Source organism: Antribacter soli (genome assembly GCF_021568775.1).
GTDB classification, from domain to species: Bacteria; Actinomycetota; Actinomycetes; order Actinomycetales; family Cellulomonadaceae; genus Antribacter; species Antribacter soli.
The window spans coordinates 337523-355950 of the sequence record NZ_JAKGSG010000025.1 but is presented as its reverse complement, the minus strand read 5'-3'; the positions used below and the strand labels follow the sequence as shown (position 1 = coordinate 355950).

At 72.2% G+C, this 18428-nt stretch carries 20 protein-coding genes; 7 read left to right on the top strand and 13 right to left on the bottom strand.

Annotated features, from left to right (window positions below):
• Positions 1–39: 39 nt before the first annotated feature.
• Entirely contained in the window at positions 40–399 is a 360-nt protein-coding gene (locus tag L1785_RS09100) for a MarR family winged helix-turn-helix transcriptional regulator (RefSeq protein WP_236088920.1), read from the top strand.
• On the opposite strand, the gene L1785_RS09095 is transcribed toward L1785_RS09100, so the two are convergent.
• The 12 genes from L1785_RS09095 to urtA are packed head-to-tail and all read right to left on the bottom strand — an operon-like array spanning position 367 to position 11111.
• Entirely contained in the window at positions 367–1422 is a 1056-nt protein-coding gene (locus tag L1785_RS09095) for a HoxN/HupN/NixA family nickel/cobalt transporter (RefSeq protein WP_236088919.1), read from the bottom strand. The genes L1785_RS09100 and L1785_RS09095 overlap by 33 nt on opposite strands.
• Positions 1419–2252 (bottom strand): urease accessory protein UreD, encoded by an 834-nt coding sequence (locus L1785_RS09090; RefSeq protein ID WP_236088918.1) that lies wholly within the window; start codon positions 2250–2252, stop codon positions 1419–1421. Before L1785_RS09090 ends, L1785_RS09095 begins: the two co-directional genes overlap by 4 nt.
• Before the next feature lie 6 nt (positions 2253–2258).
• Positions 2259–3011: an urease accessory protein UreG gene (gene ureG / locus L1785_RS09085; protein ID WP_236088962.1), complete on the bottom strand. Its 753-nt coding sequence runs from the start codon at positions 3009–3011 to the stop codon at positions 2259–2261.
• A gap of 40 nt (positions 3012–3051) precedes the next feature.
• Positions 3052–3765, bottom strand: coding sequence for an urease accessory protein UreF (locus L1785_RS09080; protein ID WP_236088917.1), 714 nt, complete (start codon positions 3763–3765; stop codon positions 3052–3054).
• A 9-nt stretch (positions 3766–3774) separates the two neighbouring features.
• Positions 3775–5475 carry an urease subunit alpha gene (locus tag L1785_RS09075; protein WP_236088916.1) on the bottom strand — a complete coding sequence of 567 codons (1701 nt, stop codon included), beginning with the start codon at positions 5473–5475 and terminating at the stop codon, positions 3775–3777.
• Positions 5475–5891 (bottom strand): urease subunit beta, encoded by a 417-nt coding sequence (ureB, locus tag L1785_RS09070; protein ID WP_236088915.1) that lies wholly within the window; start codon positions 5889–5891, stop codon positions 5475–5477. Before ureB ends, L1785_RS09075 begins: the two co-directional genes overlap by 1 nt.
• A gap of 8 nt (positions 5892–5899) precedes the next feature.
• Complete coding sequence (locus L1785_RS09065) at positions 5900–6202, bottom strand: urease subunit gamma (protein ID WP_236088914.1); 303 nt, start codon at positions 6200–6202, stop codon at positions 5900–5902.
• A 25-nt stretch (positions 6203–6227) separates the two neighbouring features.
• On the bottom strand, positions 6228–6926 hold the full coding sequence (locus L1785_RS09060; RefSeq protein ID WP_236088961.1) for an ATP-binding cassette domain-containing protein: 699 nt from the start codon (positions 6924–6926) through the stop codon (positions 6228–6230).
• Positions 6926–7795, bottom strand: a complete 870-nt coding sequence (urtD, locus tag L1785_RS09055; RefSeq protein WP_236088960.1) for an urea ABC transporter ATP-binding protein UrtD — start codon at positions 7793–7795, stop codon at positions 6926–6928. Before urtD ends, L1785_RS09060 begins: the two co-directional genes overlap by 1 nt.
• Positions 7796–7800: 5 nt before the next feature.
• A complete protein-coding gene (gene urtC / locus L1785_RS09050; protein ID WP_236088913.1) occupies positions 7801–8928 on the bottom strand; it encodes an urea ABC transporter permease subunit UrtC in 1128 nt (375 codons plus the stop codon).
• Positions 8925–9806: an urea ABC transporter permease subunit UrtB gene (gene urtB / locus L1785_RS09045; RefSeq protein ID WP_236088912.1), complete on the bottom strand. Its 882-nt coding sequence runs from the start codon at positions 9804–9806 to the stop codon at positions 8925–8927. The genes urtC and urtB overlap by 4 nt, the downstream gene beginning before the upstream one ends.
• 36 nt (positions 9807–9842) lie before the next feature.
• Positions 9843–11111 (bottom strand): urea ABC transporter substrate-binding protein, encoded by a 1269-nt coding sequence (gene urtA / locus L1785_RS09040; RefSeq protein WP_236088911.1) that lies wholly within the window; start codon positions 11109–11111, stop codon positions 9843–9845.
• A 712-nt stretch (positions 11112–11823) separates the two neighbouring features.
• On the opposite strand from urtA, the gene L1785_RS09035 reads away from it, so the two are divergent.
• The 5 genes from L1785_RS09035 (at position 11824) to L1785_RS09015 (ending at position 16063) form a co-directional block, all read left to right on the top strand.
• Positions 11824–12261 (top strand): hypothetical protein, encoded by a 438-nt coding sequence (locus L1785_RS09035; protein WP_236088910.1) that lies wholly within the window; start codon positions 11824–11826, stop codon positions 12259–12261.
• 191 nt (positions 12262–12452) lie between these two features.
• Positions 12453–13190: a C40 family peptidase gene (locus L1785_RS09030; protein WP_236088909.1), complete on the top strand. Its 738-nt coding sequence runs from the start codon at positions 12453–12455 to the stop codon at positions 13188–13190.
• A gap of 448 nt (positions 13191–13638) precedes the next feature.
• Positions 13639–14007, top strand: coding sequence for a DUF6153 family protein (locus tag L1785_RS09025; RefSeq protein ID WP_236088908.1), 369 nt, complete (start codon positions 13639–13641; stop codon positions 14005–14007).
• Positions 14008–14105: 98 nt separating this feature from the next.
• Positions 14106–15479 (top strand): copper resistance CopC/CopD family protein, encoded by a 1374-nt coding sequence (locus L1785_RS09020; RefSeq protein WP_236088907.1) that lies wholly within the window; start codon positions 14106–14108, stop codon positions 15477–15479.
• Positions 15480–15622: 143 nt separating this feature from the next.
• A complete protein-coding gene (locus L1785_RS09015; protein WP_236088906.1) occupies positions 15623–16063 on the top strand; it encodes a hypothetical protein in 441 nt (146 codons plus the stop codon).
• Positions 16064–16241: 178 nt separating this feature from the next.
• On the opposite strand, the gene L1785_RS09010 is transcribed toward L1785_RS09015, so the two are convergent.
• The gene (locus L1785_RS09010) at positions 16242–17372 is read right to left on the bottom strand and encodes a zinc-binding dehydrogenase (RefSeq protein WP_236088905.1); all 1131 of its coding nucleotides are present in this window, start codon (positions 17370–17372) and stop codon (positions 16242–16244) included.
• A gap of 69 nt (positions 17373–17441) precedes the next feature.
• Here L1785_RS09010 and L1785_RS09005 point away from each other — a divergent pair, with 69 nt between their 5' ends.
• A complete protein-coding gene (locus L1785_RS09005; RefSeq protein WP_236088903.1) occupies positions 17442–18401 on the top strand; it encodes a GlxA family transcriptional regulator in 960 nt (319 codons plus the stop codon).
• Positions 18402–18428: the final 27 nt, after the last annotated feature.

Sequence of the window (18428 nt, the reverse complement as noted above, 5' to 3'; positions counted from 1 at the left end):
CACGCGATCATGCGCACTGGGAGTGAGACGGTCACCGCTATGCCCCACGTCGGCGACGTGGATGGCGCGAAGTCCGTGGCGATGCTCCGCGAGTCCGTACTGGCCGCGCGGCGCGCCGCCAGAAACGCCGCAGACATACTCGGCCCTGAGGGCTACACGCTCGACGAGTGGCTGGTCCTCGACGTCCTGGGCGCGGGCGACGGCCTCACGATGTCCCAGCTGCGCGAGGCCGTGCTCGCCGACAAGGCGACGCTTGGCCGCCGGGTCGACGACCTCATCACCAAGGCCCTCGTCTACCGCGAGGTCGACGGCCTCGACCGCCGCGTGATCCGGGTCTTTCTCTCGCCCCGTGGCAGCGACGTCCTCTCACGCCTCACGGCGCGACTGGCGCAGGGCTAGCAGCCCGACCCCCCAGACCACCAGCAGCACCACCGTGAGCACCACCCCGTAGGGCTCGAGGCTGACCGAAGCTGCCGGGACCCGGCCGGGCCACGGGGCGTGCTCGACGGCGACCTGCACCAGCGTCACCGTGCCGATGCCCAGCGCTGCCAGCGCCGACACGCCCGTCACGACGACGTCGTAGCGCACCCGGGTGCGCGCCCGGACGCCCGCGCCGCCGGCGCCACCGGTCCCCGCCCGCGCATAGACTCGCCTGGCCACCGCGCCCTGAGCAGAGTCCAGCATCGACATCCCCGCGGCGAAGAGGACCGCGAGCGGAAGGGCCGAGTACCACGCGACCTGGCCGAGGGCAGCGGACGCCGTGATCGCCAGCAGCCCGATCTCCGTTGCCGTGTCGAACCCGAGCCCGAACACCAGCCCGACGAGGTACATCCGGGCCGGCCTCTCCGTGGACCACCCGAACCGACGCAGCGCCCAGGTGACAGGCCCGCCGGCGTGCTGGTGGGAGTGCGCCCCCGAGGCGTCGCCGCCCCGCTCGCGCAGCGCGCGGCGCAGCATGACGAGGTTGACCACGGCGATCGCGAGCAGAAACGTGCCGGAGACGAGCGGCCCCCAGATGTCGGCGGCACTGCGCAGCACCGACGACTCGTCGTCGAGCATCGGAGCCAGGGCGTTCACGCCGAGGGCGAGGAGCAGTGCCGCGCCGAGGACCACTGTCGAGTGCCCCAGCGAGAACCAGAGCCCGACGCCGCGCGCGTCCCGGTCGGCGCGGACCAGCCGGCGGGTGGTGTTGTCGATGGTCGCGATGTGGTCGGCGTCGAAGGCGTGGCGGAGCCCGAGCGCGTAGGCGGCCAGTCCCATGGCCGCGGTGATGGCCCCGGCGCCACCGTCCACGAGCAGGGCCACGGCCATACCGCCGATCCCGACGACGTGCAGCGCGACGACGACGGGGACCGTCGCGCTCCGGCGTTCGCTGCGGACCGGGCGGCCGCTGTGCCGCTCGGTCGGCGTGGTGCGGGTCATGCGACCTCCGAGGGGTTCGTCGGGGCGGGAGCGGCGAGCGCCGGGGGTTCGAGCGGACTGAGGTGAGTGGCAGGCCCGAGCCAGCGGGTGAGGGTCCCGCCGCGTTCCAGGCGGAGCGTGACCGCGTCGCCCGGGTCCGGCGCGGGGGTGCGCTCCGGCGCAGGGCCGGTCGGGTCGACGACGCCGTCGTCGGGGCACCCGCGCACGTCGGTGACGGTGTCGAGCACGGAGTGGCCGCCGAGCACACCGGGAACGGGGTGCTCGCCGGCGACGGACAGCTCCTCGACCAGGATCGGGCCGACGTCGTCGACGACGTCGGTGCGCACCACGATGCGGCCGCCGCGCTCGCCGGACCGCCCCAGCACCACGGTCTCCCGCAGGGAGAGGTGAGCCCCGGCGCCGAGCCGCGCTGTGGTGGTCCGGCGCACGTCGGCGCCGGCGGCCACGACGAACGGCAGCCCCGCCCAGGCGAGGCCCGCACCGGGCCCGAGGTGGATGTCGGCGTCCCACCGGCAGCCCTCCCCGTCGCCGTCGTACGCGACGGTCCCACCGACGTCGGTCAGCGTGAGCGCGCACCCGGGGTCCACCCGCACGATGACGACAACGTGGTCACCGCCGAGCAGCATGGCGCCGCTCGCGAGGAGCGCCACCTCCGCGTGCGCACCGTCGCGTGCGACGAGCCGCACGGCCAGCAGGCCGTCGGACGTCCGGACGCGTACGGGCGCGCCGAACCTGGCCGGTCGTTCGACCGTCACCCGGGTCACCCGGCTGGCCTGCGGGACCTTCGGTTCTGGCGAGCCCGACGAGGCCGGGAGGGCTGTGCGCAGCATCGCGGGTCAGTGCGTGTGCGCGTGGTCGTGCGCCTGGCCCTCGTCGTGGCTGTGCACGTAGCCGCCGTCCTCGTCGGCGTGGAAGTGCGGTGCCATCGGGCCTGGGTCCTGGGCGACGTGCGTGCCCGATCGGAAGCTGTTCAGCATGCCGAGCACCCAGGCGCGCAGCTCGGCGACCGACGTGTCGTCTGTGCGGGAGAGCGCGACGACGGCACGGTTCTCGCGCGCCGCGGACGCGTCGGCGACCATCTGGGCGACGTCGACGCCGACGTGCGGCGCCAGGTCTGTCTTGTTGACGACGAGGAGGTCGGCGCGGCCGATCCCCGGGCCGCCCTTGCGGGCGACGTCGCCGCCGCCCGCGACGTCGAGCACGAAGATCTGGGCGTCGACGAGCGCGGGGGAGAAGGTCGCGGTGAGGTTGTCCCCGCCGGACTCGATGATCACGAGGTCCAGCGGGTCGAAGTCGCGCTCCAGGTCCTCGGCGGCCAGCAGGTTCGCGGTCACGTCGTCGCGGATCGCGGTGTGCGGGCAAGCGCCTGTCTCCACGGCGCGGATGCGCTCGGGATCGAGCACTCCCGCCGACCGCAGGAACCGCGCGTCCTCGTCGGTGTAGATGTCGTTCGTGATGACGCCGATGCGGAGCTCGGCGCCGAGTGCGCGGCACACCGTCGCGATCAGTGACGACTTGCCCACGCCGACGGGTCCGGCGACCCCCAGGCGGAGGGCTCGGGCGGCGGGGGCCGGCGCGCCGTCGGGCAGAAGACCGGACACGGCGGCGGACACGGGATCAACGGCGGAATCAGGCACGGAACAACCTTTGGCTCAGGAGAGCGTGGGCCTGCGCCCAGCCCTCGGTCTGCGGGGAACCGGAGGCCGGGATGTCCTCCGGGGTGGTGCACGACGCGACGCGCGGCACGTGCGGTTCCGCCGCGGCGCACGCTTCGAGGACCCAGCGCGCGGGCGCGAGCGGGTCGAGCGGTTCGAGCTTGAGCAGGGCCGACGCAGCCGTCTGGGCGTCGTCGTACACGGTGAGGCGCACGGTGTCCGCGGCGGGCAGGCCGGTCGCTGCGGCGATCGCCCCCAGCACGACCGCGCGGGGGAGCTGCCCGTGCGGTGCGTCGTGCGCGGCGAGAACCCGCATGGCGGGGGCGTCCGGCCACAGGTTCCGCGCCAGCCGGAGGTAGCCGCGGCCGAGCAGGCGGGCGGCGTCGCGCAGCGCGGGCGCGGGCGTCCGGGCCGCCCACGCGCGCACGACGTCGGCGAGCCGGACGCCGTCGGGCGGCCCGCCGGCCCCGTCGCGCGATCCTCCGAGCAGCCGCGCCGTCACCACGGCGGTGCCGGCCTCCACCAGGCTGACGGTCGTCGCGCGCCCGACCAGCCAGGCGGGCACCGCATCGGCGGCCATGCCGCCCAGCAGGGCGGGCTCGAGGCTCGCCGAGTGCGCGTGCCCACCGCTGGGCAGGCGCGCGTCGGCGAGCAGCATCGCTACGGAGAGGGCGTGCGGTGAGCTCACGAGCCGCCCCTAGAACATCGAGTAGAGCTGCGCGAGCGGCAGGCGGACGGCGGGCGCCGGCTCGACGAGGTCGCCGTCGACCCGGATCTCGAACGTGTCCGGCCGGATGTCGATCCGTGGCAGGGCATCGTTGTTGCGCATGTCCGCCTTCCCGATGTCGCGGGTGGGCGTCACCGCGGCCAGCTCGCGCCGCAGCCCTAGCCGGTCCGCCAGCCCGTCCTCGATCGCCGCCGGGGCCACGAACGCGAGCGAGAGGTCGCCCGCTATCGCGTCGCCGAACGCGGGACGCTGCAGCACCGGCTGTGGGGTCGGGATGGACGCGTTCGGGTCGCCGAGCGCGGCCCACGCGATGACCCCGCCCTTGAGCACGACGTCGGGCCGGACGCCGAAGAACCGCGGGTCCCACAGGACGAGGTCCGCCAGCTTGCCGGGCTCCACCGAGCCCACGTGGGTGTCGATGCCGTGGCCGATCGCCGGGTTGATCGTGTACTTGGCGACGTAGCGGCGCGCGCGCTCGTTGTCCGCGGGCTCCGAGCTCCCCAGCGGGCCGCGGCGGTGCTTCATGACGTGGGCCACCTGCCACGTGCGGGTGATCACCTCACCGATGCGGCCCATCGCCTGGGCGTCGGACGACGTGACGGACAGCGCGCCCATGTCGTGCAGCACGTCTTCGGCGGCGATGGTCGTCGCGCGGATCCGGGATTCGGCGAACGCCAGGTCCTCGGGGACCGCCGGGCTCAGGTGGTGGCAGACCATGAGCATGTCGAGGTGCTCTGCCACGGTGTTGACCGTGTGGGGGAGGGTCGGGTTCGTCGAGCCCGGGATGACGTGCGGCAGGCCGGCGATCGTGAGGATGTCGGGCGCGTGCCCGCCGCCCGCGCCCTCGACGTGGAAGGCGTGGATCGAGCGGCCGCCGATGGCGTCGATGGTCGACTGCACGAACCCCGCCTCGTTGAGCGAGTCCGAGTGCAGGGCGACCTGCAGGCCCCACTCCTGCGCTCCCCGCAGGGCGGCGTCCAGCGCGGCCGGGGTGGCGCCCCAGTCCTCGTGGATCTTGTAGCCGCCCGCGCCGGCCAGGGCCTGCTCCGCCAACGCCTCGGCGCTGACGGTGTTGCCCTTGCCGAGCAGCAGCACGTTGACGGGCACGGGGTCGAGGGCGCGGAGGATGTGGCGCAGGTGCCCCGCCCCGGTCACGGTGGTGGCCTTGGACCCCTCGGACGGCCCCGTGCCGCCGCCGGCGACCGTCGTGATGCCGGTGGCCAGCGCCTCGTGCAGCTGCGACGGCGAGAGCAGGTGGACGTGGGCGTCGAAGGCCCCGGCCGTGAGGATCCTGCCCTCGCCGGAGATGACGTCGGTCGACGGCCCGATCACCAGGTCGGGGTGGACGCCGTCGGCGATGTCCGGGTTGCCCGACCGGCCCAGGGCGACGATGCGCCCGTCGCGTACCCCGACGTCGGCCCGGACCACGCCCCACCAGTCCAATACGACGGCGTTGGTGATGACCGTGTCCAGGGCGCCCTGCGCGCGGGTGCGGGTCGACTGCGCCATCGACTCCCGGATCGACTTGCCCCCGCCGAACACGGCTTCCTCGCCGCCGGCCGTGCGGTCTTCGGTGACCTCGATCCACAGGTCGGTGTCGCCGAGGCGGACCTGGTCGCCGACGGTCGGGCCGAACAGGGCGGCGTACCGCTCGCGGTCCACCCAGGCCATCAGCGTTCCCCCTGCTCGTCGTGGGACGACGGGCTTCGGGGGCCGGAGTCGCCGAGGGCCGGGCGCTCGGCGACCGGCCCGAGCGCGCCGTCGTCGATCTTGCCGCGCTGGAGCCCCGGCACGCGCCGCGCCCCGCGGATGGCCACGGCGTCGACCCGGCGGCTCGCGCCCGGCTCGAACCGCTGCGACGTGCCGGCGGGCACGTCGAGGCGGAACCCGTGCGCGGCCTCCCGGTCGAACTCGAGGGCGCTGTTCGCGTCGGGCAGGTGCAGGTGGGAGCCGATCTGGACGGGCCGGTCGCCGGTGTTCAGGACGACGAGGCGCAGGCGCTCGTGCGGCGCGCGGTCCGCGTTGATCTCGATGCGGCCGGGGGCGACCCGGACCGCACCCGGCCCGGTGGACGTGTGAGCTGACATGAGGCCTCCTACTGGACCGGGTGGTGCAGGGTGACGAGCTTGCGCCCGTCGGGGAACGTGGCCTCGACCTGTACGTCGACGAGCATCTCGGGGACGCCGTCCATGACCTGCTCGCGGACGAGGACCTCGCGGCCTGTGTCCATGAGCGTCGCGACGTCGGCGCCGTCGCGCGCCCGCTCGATCACCCAGCAGGACAGCAGCGCCACGGACTCCGGGTAGTTGAGCCGCACGCCGCGCGCAAGGCGGTCGCGTGCGACCATCCCGGCAGTGGCCAGGAGCAGCTTCTCGGTATCGGCGGGGGTCAGGTGCACGAGCACTCCTCGGGCGTCGGGGCGGTCACAGGGCAAGCGCCTTGCGGGCGTCGGCGGAGGCGCCTTCCCCGCCGCCTTGCCCGCGGTGGGCGACGCGGCCAGAGGTGAGCACGGCGAACTCGGCGGCGTGCTCCACGGCGTAGCCGATGTGCTGCTCGACGAGGAGCACCGACAGGCTCCCCGCGGCGGTGAGCGTCGAGATCGCGTCGTAGATCTCGGTGACGACGTTGGGCTGGATGCCCTCAACCGGCTCGTCGAGGACGAGCAGGCGCGGCCCGGTGACCAGCGCGCGGGCGATCGCGAGCTGCTGGCGCTGCCCGCCGGACAGCAGCCCGGCCTGGCGCCCCAACAGTTCTCGCAGCGCGGGGAAGAGGTCGAGCGCCTCGTCCGTCCTGCGCCGTCCGGCCCGCCCGTGCGCGTCGGCGACCACCTGCAGGTTCTCTCGCGCGCTGAGCTGGCCGAAGGACTGCTGGCCCTGCGGCACGTAGGCGATGCCGCGCCGCACCCGCTTGTGGGGCGCGAGCGCGGTGACGTCCTCACCGGCGAGACGTACCGTCCCGCCGCGGACGGGCAACAGGCCCAGCACGGCGCGCAGCAGGGTCGTCTTGCCCGCGCCGTTGTGGCCCAGCACGGCGGTCAGCGCGCCGTCGGGGACGGTCAGGTCGACGTCGTGCACCACCATCGTCCGCCCGTAGCCCGTGGTCACGCCGCTCAGCTCCAGCATCACGGGAGGTCTCCTTCTGTCGTGGCGGGCTTCGCCGGGGCAGCGCCCGACTCCGCCGCCGGGGCGCCGAGGTAGACCTCGACGACCGCCGGGTCGTTCTGCACCTCGTTCACCGTGCCCTCCGCCAGCACCCGCCCCTGGTGCATCACGGTCACGGAGTCGGCGAAGGAGCGGAGGAACTCCATGTCGTGCTCGACGACGACGACCACCCGCTGGGACCCGATGCGGCGCAGCAGGGCCCCGGTCTCCTCGCGCTCGGCCTGGGTCATCCCGGCCACCGGCTCGTCGAGCAGGAGCAGGTGGGCGTCCTGGACCAGCAGCATCCCGATCTCCAGCCACTGCTTCTGGCCGTGCGCGAGCACACCGGCCGGTACGTCGCGCAGCGCCGTCAGCCCTACCGTCTCCAGCGCGCGCTCGACGGCCTCCGGCGTGTCCTGCCGACGCCGCAGCAACGTCAGCGGCCGTCGACGTGCGCCCGCAGCGATGTCGAGGTTCTGCAGCACGGTCAGCTCCTCGAAGACGCTGGCGGTCTGGAACGTGCGTCCGACGCCGGCGCGGGCGATGCGGTGTGTGCTGCGCCCTAGCAGCTCCGTCCGGCCGAAGCTGACGGAGCCGGTAGCCCGGACGAGCCCGGTCACCGCGTCGATGAGCGTCGTCTTGCCCGCGCCGTTGGGGCCGACGAGGAACCGCAGGTCGCCCTGCGTGACCGTCAGGTCGACGTCGCGCACCGCGACGAAACCGTCGAACTCGACGCGCAGGCCGCGCACCTCCAGGTAGTCGTGCCGGAAGCGATCGGCATCGGTCCCGAGCAGCGCCTCGGCCGCGGCCAGGTCGATCTCGGTCTGCGGCTGCTCCTGGGTCGAGAACATGTCGCTCACGCTGGGCTCCTCTCCGGAACGAGCTCGTGATCGCGCGCCGCGTCGCCCGAGGCACCCGCGTCGCCGGGGGCGGCCGCGGCCCGACGACGGCGCAGCTTCCCGGCGAACGACGCGAGGCCGCCGGGCAGGAACGCGATGACCAGGATGAACAGCGCCCCCTGGAAGTAGATCCACCCCGACGGGAACTGCTCGGAGATCGAGGTCTGGGCCCAGCTCACCGCGATCGACCCGAGCACCGGGCCGAGCAGCGTCGCGCGCCCGCCGATCGCGACCCCGATGAGGAAGCCGATCGACGGCACGACGCCGACGTCGGCCGGGGAGACGATCCCCGCGATCGGCACGAAGAGCGCGCCGCCGACCGCCGCCATCACTGCGGCGACGGCGTACGCGACGACCTTCACAGCGGCCGGGTCGTAGCCGAGGAACCGGACGCGGTCCTCCTGGTCGCGAACGGCGACCAGCAGCTCGCCGAACCGGGAGACGGAGAGCTGGCGCACGACGGCCACCATCACGAGCAGGGCGCCGGCGGCGATCAGGTAGAGCATCTGCTTGTTGAGCGGGTCGGCCAGGTCATAGCCGAAGAAGGCGCGGAACCCGTTGAGCCCGTTCGTTCCGCCAGTGGTCTGCTGCTGACCGATGAGCAGGATGGCGAAGGCCGCGGCCAGCGCCTGGGACAGGATCGCGAAGTACGCACCCCGCACCCGGCGGGTGAACACCGCCCAGCCGAGGAGCGCGGCGAGCCCCGCCGGCACCAGCAGGATCAGAACGATCGCCGAGACCGGTGATCGCAGCGGCTCCCACCAGCCCGGCACCTGACCGGTCCCGTACAGGAGCATGAAGTCCGGGACGCCGCCCGGGCCGGCGTCGGCCAGCTTGAGGTGCATGGCCATCAGGTAGGCGCCGAGGCCGAAATAGACGCCCTGGCCCAGGGTGAGCAGCCCGCCCCGGCCCCACGCCAGGCCGATCCCGACGGCGACCATCGCGAGGCAGAGGAACTTCGCGAGCAGGTCGAGGCGGAACGGGCTGAGCACCATGGGCGCCAGGAGCAGGACGGCGGCGGCGAGGCCGAACGCCGCGAGGGTCCGGGCCCGTCCCGGTCGCAGCAGGGCGGTGAAGACGTTCATGCGAGGCTCCTCGTCCGGACCGAGACCAGCCCCTGGGGTCGTAGCTGCAGGAAGGCAACGATCGTGACGAAGACGAGCACCTTCGCGACCGAGGCCGTGGTCGAGTACTCGAAGAACGACTGCATCAGGCCCAGGGCCGTCGCCGCGATCACGGTGCCCTTGATCTGCCCGATGCCGCCGGCCACGACCACCAGGAACGCGTCGACGATGTAGTTGGTCCCGAGCGTCGGCCCGATCGAGCCGAGCAGAGTGAGCGCGACGCCGGCGACGCCGGCCAGCCCTGACCCGATGAAGAACGTGACCCGGTCGGTCGCGCGCGAAGAGATCCCAGACGCTTCGGCCAGGTCCCGGTTCTGCACGACGGCGCGGATCCGCCGGCCGAGCGGTGTGGCGCGCAGGGCCAGCGCCAGGGCGACCACGCACACGATGGCGAGCGTCAGGATGAACAGGCGGGTCCTGGGCAGGGCGAGCCCGCCGATCTGGACGGCGCCCGACAGCCACGCCGGCGCCCTGACGTCCACGTTGGGCGCGCCGAACACGTCCCGCGCGACCTGCTGGAGCACGAGCGCGACACCCCAGGTGACGAGCAGCGTGTCCAGCGGCCGCCGGTACATGCGGTGGATGAGCGTCGCCTCCAGGAGCAGGCCGAGCAGGCCGCCGACGACAAACCCCAGCGGGAGCGCGAGGAGCAGGCTCACGCCGGCATCGCCGACAACACCCTGGACGACGAACGCCGTGTAGGCGCCGGCCATCATGAACTCGCCGTGGGCCATGTTGATGACGCCCATCTGGCCGAAGGTCAAAGAGAGCCCCAGGGCGGCGAGCAGGAGGACGGAGCCGAGGCTCAGTCCGGCGAAGAGCTGGGCGATGATGTCCATCGAAGGCCTGTTCGGTCCGTTTCGTCTCGGCGCGGGTCAGGACAGGCCGTCGGCCCAGTCGTAGCCCTCGAGGTACGGGTCGGGCTCGATGGGCTCCTCGGAGCTCCACTCGGTGTGGATCAGGCCGTCCGCGCCGATCTTCCCGATCAGCGCGGTCTTGGCGATGTGGTGGTTCTCGCCGTTCACCACGACCTTGCCCTCAGGTGCGTCGTAGGTGATGCCGTCGGCCGCGGCGACAACGTCGTCGACGGCGAACGAGTCGGCCTTCTCGACCATCGCCTTCCAGAGGTAGAGCGAGGTGTAGGCGGCCTCCATCGGGTCCGACGTGGGCCGGTCCTCGCCGTACTCCGCCTTGAAGGCTTCGACGAACGCCGTGTTCTCGGGGCTGTCCACGGTCTGGTAGTAGTTCCAGGCGGTGAGCTGGCCTTCGATGTTCTCGACGCCGATGCCGCCGACCTCTTCCTCGGCGATCGACACCGAGACGACGGGCATGTCGTCGGCGGACATCCCGGCGTTGTTGTACTCCTTGAAGAACGCCACGTTGGAGTCGCCGTTCAGCGTGTTGAACACGGCGTCGGCGTCGGCGGACCTCACCTTGTTGACGATCGTGGAGAAGTCGGTGTGACCGAGCGGCGCGTACTCCTCGCCGACGATCTCGATGCCGTGGGCCTCGGCGTAGGCGTTGATGATCTTGTTCGCCGTCCGGGGGAAGACGTAGTCCGAGCCGACCAGGAACAGCGACTTCGCGCCCTGCTCGACGAGGTAGTCGAGCGCGGGCACGATCTGCTGGTTGGTCGTGGCGCCGGTGTAGAAGATGTTCGGCGAGGACTCGAGGCCCTCGTACTGCACCGGGTAGAACAGCAGGGAGTCCTGGGACTCAAAAACCGGCAGCATCGCCTTGCGCGAGGCCGAGGTCCAGCCGCCGAACACGGCGGCGACGCAGTCGCTGGTGATGAGCTTGCTGGCCTTCTCGGCGAAGACGGTGGGCTCGGACTGGCCGTCCTCCGACACGATCTCGAGCTCCTTGCCGAGCACGCCTCCGTCGGCGTTGATCTCCTTCGCGGCGAGCTGGAGGGAGTCGTGGACGGTCTGCTCCGAGATTGCCATCGTGCCGGACAGCGAGTTCAGGAAGCCGATCTTGACCGTGTCGCCCGACGTGTCGACGCAGCTCTCGGCCGAGGCTGACGTGTCACTCCCGCCATCGACCCGCGCCCCGCAGGCGCTCAGGCCGACGACACAGAGGACAGCGAGTGAGACGGTGCTCAGGCGCATCGCGCCGTGAGGCGACGTGGACCGAAGACGCATGGGGGATGCTCCGTTCGTGGCGGCCTGCCCGGGCGGGCCGACTGGTTAGGTTCAGATGAACCTAAATGCATGGAGGTGTCGGTCCCGTTCCTCTGCTGTAACTTTCGTGTTTCCTGCGTCCCCGTGTGCGGCCTGCGCGGAGCAGGTGCGGAGCGTGGCGTGAAGTTCGCCGGGCCCCACGGTGCGGGAGACCCCGTTGCCCTGCGAGCGACCGATGCGCGGCCGCGCTCCAGGTCGACGTCACCGACAGTGAGACCGGCAACCTCACTGATCCGCATGCCCGTCGTCGCGAGCATAAGCACCATGTCACCCCACGACTGGTGCCGCCCTTCTCCACCACTGTCGCCACGAGCCGGTTGAGCGTCGCCACGTCCGGCAGCGCCAGATCACGCGGGTTCGTGTCCGACCGTCTTTGACCTGCCCCGGCCGCTTGCGGCGGGCGCGGACCTTGGGTGGGTTCCTCGGCAGCAGACCGTCCCGCACCGCGTCGTCCAGGACGTGAACGAGCGCCGCGACGTGCGCTGAACATCTACAAGCCCCGCGGGATGACCCGCTACGGCTGGCGCCGCAAACAGGAACAGCGTGTGTGAGCCGACCACGCAACTGACCCCCAACGCACCGGCACGTCGACGCTCGAGCGTCCGCGAGCCTGAGGCCGGAGTCACGACCCGATCCTGTCCCGTCGCCGCACGACTGGGGTATCGTGCCGGACATGGTCAGCACGCTCAGAGCGGTCCTCACCGCGCCGCGGCGAGGTCTCGCCGTGGCGATGGCGGTGCTGACTCTGGTGCTCGGAGTGCTGGTCATGCACGCCATGAGCGGGTCGGTGACGGTGCACGTCGGCCCGGCGGCAGTCCTCGAACCCGCCCACAGCGCTGCGAAGTCGATGGGAGAACGTCCTATCGAGCCGGCGGGCGACGGCTTGCACGAGCCGTGCGCGAGCGAGTGTGCCGGGCATGAGCACGGAGCTGCTGAAGCGATGTGCGCGATGATGTTGACGGTCTTGCTCGCGCTGCGACTTCCCGGCATCGCAAAGTGGCGACTGGCGCCCGCTCTTCTAGGCGGGCTCCGGATCGCATCGTGGTTGCCTGCGTCGCACGCTGCCGGCGTGCGCCCATCCCTGCACGCCCTGGGAATCAGTCGGACGTAGAGGTCTCGGTTGCCGGTGCCCATGTCCATCGGCTGTTCATGCGGATGCGCACCGGCGTGCCTGCAGACCGAGTCCCACCGACTGAAAGGCAAGACCTTGACCAAGTTGGCGATTGCTGCTGCCCTGAGGCGGGCCGCAGCACAGAACGTGACCCCGAGGCGCATCACGGAGGCCGTGTGAGCGGCGCCAAGATGACACGAACAGGACGCAGCCGGCACCGGGCGGTGCGCCGTCCCGGACAGGAGGCGCTGGCAGTCGCCCGCACCGTGGCGCAGGGCCTCGAGGGTTCGACACGGCGCGGCGCCATCATGGTCGCCGCATCGGGTGTCCTGCTCTCGGCGCTGGCGTCACCCGCCGGAGCAGAGACGACGACCGCGAACACTCCGCAGCGGTTGTCGACCGTGGACCTCGACGCGCTCACCAGCGCAGCGCGGGAGTCACTCCGTTCGGCCCCCGTCGTGACCGTGGCGCCCGACGCCAAGCTGGTGGTCGAACAGGCCACCGTGAGCGTGACACCGGCGCCCGAGCCGGCCCCGGCGGCCCAGCGGACCTCGACGACGTCGCGCACGACCGTGCGGGACGTGCCGGCGTTCGCGTCGGGCTCCGCTGTGGTGTCCATCGCTGCTCGCTACCTCGGTGTGCCCTACCTGTGGGGCGGATCCAGCCCGGAGGGATTCGACTGCTCCGGCTTCACCTCGTACGTCTACGCCCAGGTCGGTATCGACCTGCCGCGCACGTCGTCCGAGCAGCGGTACGCCGGAACGGTCATCTCCCGCTCGGAAGCCCAGCCGGGCGACCTCATCTGGAGCCCAGGGCACATCGCGATCTACGCCGGCGACGGCATGCAGATCGAGGCCCCGGTCCCCGGGTCCACCGTGAAGTACAGTCGCATCTGGCAGTCAAGCCCGACCTTCATCCGGGTCGGCTGACACACGGTCGTGGGGGGGGGGGGGGGGGGGGGGGGGGGCGGGGGGGGGCGGGCCGCCGCAGCGCCCGCGGCACCAGGCCGCGCCACCCCCCCCCCCGCCGGGGGGCGCCCCGCCCGGCGGGGGCGGGCGGCCGGCCCCCCCCCCCCCCCCCCCCACGACCGTCGGGCATCCTCAGGCGACGGCCAGGCTCGCAACGAGTACCACGAGAGCAGCGCGGCGCACCCGCAACGCGCCGGCCACGGGCAGCAGCCCGCGGAGGTGCACTCGTTCTACCGTCACCCATTCACTCTCATCCGGTCTGTCGTCGCAGGTGATGCTGGCCAGGTCGTCGTAGGGCACCAAGCGCGCTCCTTCGCGCCGTCGGCGCAGCGGCTACGCTGCCCGAGTCATGCTGGTGATCACCGCGCTTCGATCGTTCCTCCCCGCACAGCGGCGAGGAACGATCTGCGTGCTCCTGATCACCGTCGTGATCGCGGGCGTGATCTCGATGCACACCATGAGCGGCTCGCCGAGCACCCACGCCTCGCGGGCCACGGCGGTCACAGAGCAGGCCACCGATCCGGCGGGCTGCGTCCAGGACGTACCGGACCGGACGGCCGGACTACCCATGCATCACCACGAGGACAGCTGTGGGTGCCACGGGACCACGGCGAGGTGCTTCATGGTGGTCGCGAACCTGCCGACCCTGGCCACGCCCCCCGACAGTGCCCTCAACCGGCTCATCGCCCCACTCGCTCAGCTCAACTTCTCGGTCGAACCCCGCGCGAGACCGGCGAGAGAGCCGTCCTTGCACGCTCTGGGCATCTCCCGCACGTAGAACGCACACCGATCAACCCCGCAGGACCGCGACCGAGTCGCCGTCCCAGGGGCGCGACGCTGTGTGCCCACCACTACGAGACGGAAGACCTCCCGCCCATGACAAGCGCTCTCGCGCCCAGGTTCGCGCGCACCCTGCTCCTAGCGATCATGATCTCGATCTACTGTGCGACGCCGGCCGCCGCCCATACCAAGCTCGCCTCGTCCGACCCCGCGGGCGGGTCGACGTCCAGCGGTGCAGTCGCCGCCGTCACCCTGACCTTCACCCTGCCGGTGACACCCCTCGGCGACACGGTCGTGATCGAAGGACCACAGGGAATCGTCGACGCCGAGATCACGCAAGCACAGGACGGCACCGCCGTCGTCGCCACGCCGGGCCAGCCGCTGACGGACGGCAGCTATGCCGTCAGCTGGACCGTGACAGCCCAGGACGGTCACCCGCTGGAGGGGACCCTCGCATTCACCGTGGCCGAAGACGCCACCCAGCCTGGCGCCACCCCGGGCGCCAGCACCGATGCCGACCCGCCGACATCGCACTCGGCGCACGTGATGGGATCGATGCAGGACCACGAGACGCCACCCTTCGTCGATGCCGCCGGACGGTTCGGGAACGCCGCGACGCTCTGGGGATGGCTCGTCGCCGCAGGCGGTCTCGCCTTCGCAGGGCTGGCCCTGCGCGGGCGCGACCTCGTCGACGTCCCCGTGGTGCTCGCCGGCGTGCGCTGGACCGGGGCGCTGATCCTCGCCGGCCTGGCACTGCGTGTCGCCGCACGATCGGTCACGCTGGTGAACGGCGACATCGCGGCCGCGGTCGCGCCGTCAGCGGTCGCCGACGCCCTCGCCGGAACGACGGGATGGGTGATCGGCCTGCAGGCGGCCGGGGCGCTCGCCGTCCTGGCCGGGACTGGCCGCACCGTACCCGGATCCGCGATCGCCGCGGCCGGCGTGCTGTCTGCCGGGGCCGGATTCGTCCTCGACGGGCACAGCAACACCATGGAACCCCGGTGGCTGGTGCTGACGGCCGACATCGCCCACCTGGCAGCCGCCGCCACCTGGCTCGGCGGAGTGGTCATGCTCTCGGTCGTCCTGCGCCGCCGGCAGCAGGACGGTCGCGACCTGGACGCCGCGCTGATGGGAGCACGGTTCTCCGTGATCGGCGCGGTGACCCTGGCCGTCGTGGGCGTGACCGGCACACTTCTCGCTATCGCGATCCTGGACCGTCCCGCGCAGCTCTGGGAGACCGACTGGGGCCTGGCCCTGCTCGCCAAGGTCGCGGTCGTGGCCGTCGTGGGGATCGTCGGCGCCTACAGCCACTTCCACATAGTTCCGCTCCTGGCAGCTGCGACCTCCCGACGCCGGCACGGCCGATCCTCCGGTGACGCGCTGCGCCGCAGCGCGACGCCCGAGACGGCGCTGATGATCGCGATCGTGCTCATCACCGGCTGGCTGGTCGGGGCGTCGACCGACGTGTAGTGCCAGGTCTACCCGACGCCGCCGGACACACCAGGAACCCTCCCATACGCGACCCCCGGGTCACCGGGCCGAGGTGGTGGCCCTGGGCGTTCCCACGGGCGCCCGACACACGGCCAGATACCCTATGGGGGTATCCTTCTTCGGTGACCAGTACCCACGATCCCGCCGAACGTTCCGCCGACTCGACCCCGGGCCTCACCGCCTGCAGCCTCTGCGCCGGTGAGACCCTCGGCGAGCGCGACCCGCTGCCTGGCGGCCAACTCGCACGGCTCCGGCGGCTTCAAGCACACGGCACGGCACGGCTGACGCTGTCCGAGTGCCTCGACGAGTGCAACCGCGGTGACGTCGTCGTCGCCCGCCCCAGCACCACCGGCCGCGCCCGCGGCGCAAAGCCCGTCTGGTTCCAGCGCCTCGCGGGCGAAGAGGCAACCACCGCCCTGGCCCGCTGGCTCGACCGCGGCGGACCAGGACTCTCCCCTTTGCCCGACGAGCTCACGCCACGGGTGATCGACCGCACACCGTCGATCGAGCCAGCAGTTCACGGCAACGTTGAGGCCAACCACACCGCGTGCGAGGCCTCGTAGAGCCCGTTTGCTCGGCGCAGACCTGCAGCCGCAGCCGAGCCAGGCGCGGGCTGAGCTCGACCCTGACCCGCTGGCCCCGGTAGAGGATCTGAGACTCGGCACGCAACAGCTCGGGCGGCAGGACCACTGCATCCCATGGAGGTCGAGGCCGGTCGCAGCACGAGCCCGAGGCTGGGTTCTAACACTCCGAGCCGCGATCGGCAAGGCCACCGCGTTGTAGATCGCGGCCGTCGGGGGCGAGCGGGTTGTGCTGGATGTAGTCCGGCCGCACGACGCTGTCGACGATTGTCGCGTCGCCCCCGGCGAACACGGCCCCGAGGGCGTCGACGGCGACCTGTGCCTGCCGAGTCTCCTCCACGGTCAGCACGATCTTGCCGGTCGTGCGGCCGGTCTCGCCGAGGGCGTGGGCCTTGGCGGCCTCGGCGAGCGGGAAGGTGGCCTCGATGTGGGCGCGAAGGGCGCCGGTCTCGGCGAGGTCGGCGATGGCTTGCATGCCGGCGCCGTCGGCCTCGACGAGGAGGGCCTCGAAGCGGATGCCGCGCTCGGCGATGTCGGCCAGCTCGGCGGGGTCGACGGGTACGGGAAGGAGTGTGACGAGGGTGCCGCCCGGGCGCAGCACGGCAAGGGAGCGGGCGCGGCCGGCGGCGTCGAACGAGAGCGGGTCGAGGACCACGTCGACGTCCGTGACGGCCTCGGCGATGTCGACCGTGTGGTAGTCGATGGCCTCGTCCACCCCCAAGGAACGCAGGAAGTCGTGCTTGGCTGCGCTGGCGGTGCCGATGACGTACGCACCGCGGGACTTGGCGATCTGGACGGCGAGATGGCCGACGCCGCCGGCCGCCGCGTGGATGAAGACCCGCTGTCCGGGCTGGACGTCGGCGGTGTCGACGAGCGCCTGGTAGGCGGTCAGGGCGGCGAGCGGCAAGGCACCCGCCTGGACGTGGTCGATCCCGGCGGGCTTGTGGGCGAAGACGCGGGCCGGGGCGGTGACGTACTCGGCGTGGGAACCGACCCCGTGCGGGTAGGGCAGCATGCCGAAGACCTCGTCGCCCGGCTTGAACACGGTGACGCCCACGCCGACGGCCTCGACGACTCCGGAGACGTCCCAGCCAAGGACGAGCGGCAAGCGGTTGATGGTCCTGACCTGGGCCCGGTTGCCCCAGTCGGTCGGGTTGACGCCGGCCGCGCGGACGGCGACCAGGATCTCGCTCATGCCCGGCACGGGCCTGGGCAGCTCCACCTCGTTGAGCACCTCGGGGGAACCGTGGGTGTCCTGCTGGATGGCGCGCATGGTGGCGGTGTTTGTCATGCCTCCAGCGTCGTCGTCGCCGCCGTCGAGTACCATGGCGGGATCGCCAACTTTCGACGGGATCCTGCCATGGCACGTGTTCATCGAGTGGTCGTCCTCGCCATCGACGGGGTCTATCCCTTCGACCTGGGCATACCCAGCCGGGTCTTCGGCGACGTGGGCGGCCGCTACGAGGTTCTGACCTGCTCGGTCGACGGCCGGCCGGTCCGCACCAACTCCGACTTCTCGATCACCGTCGAGCACGGTCCGGAGGCGCTGCGCACGGCCGACACCGTCGTCATCCCGCCCTTCGTCACCACCGCCGTCACCCGGGAGGTGCCGGGTGTGTTGTTGGAGGCGCTCGGGTCCGTGCGTCCCGGAACACGCCTCGTGTCGATCTGCACCGGCGCCTTCGTCCTCGCCGCCGCCGGGCTCCTCGACGGCCGGCCGGCCACCACCCACTGGGTGGTCGCGGACCTCTTCCGCGAGTGGTTCCCGCAGGTCGCGCTCGACCCGGACGTCCTGTTCGTCGACGACGGGGACGTGCTGACCTCGGCCGGTGCCGCCTCCGGGCTCGACGTCTGCCTGCACATCCTCCGCAAGGACCACGGCAGCGAGATCGCCAACCAGGTGGCCCGCATGTGCGTCGTACCCCCGTGGCGCGACGGAGGGCAGGCGCAGTACATCCAGCACCCGGTGCCCGAGATCACGGCCAGCGGAACGGCCGCCTCCCGCCAGTGGGCCCTGGAGAACCTCCACGAGCCCATGACTCTGACGGACCTCGCCGAGCACTCCCACATGAGCTTGCGCACCTTCGCCCGCCGCTTCACCGAAGAGGTGGGCATGAGCCCGGGACGCTGGCTGATCCAGCAGCGCGTCGACCGGGCACGACACCTCCTGGAAACCACCGACCAGCCGGTGGACGAGATTGCCGGCCAGGTCGGCTTCGCCGGCGGCACATCGCTACGGGAACACCTGCACGCTGCGATCGGGGTCTCACCGCTCGCCTACCGGCGCACCTTCCGGGCCGCGCCGTCGCCGGTGCGGTGAGCGCCACCGCACCTACCCCTCTGCGGT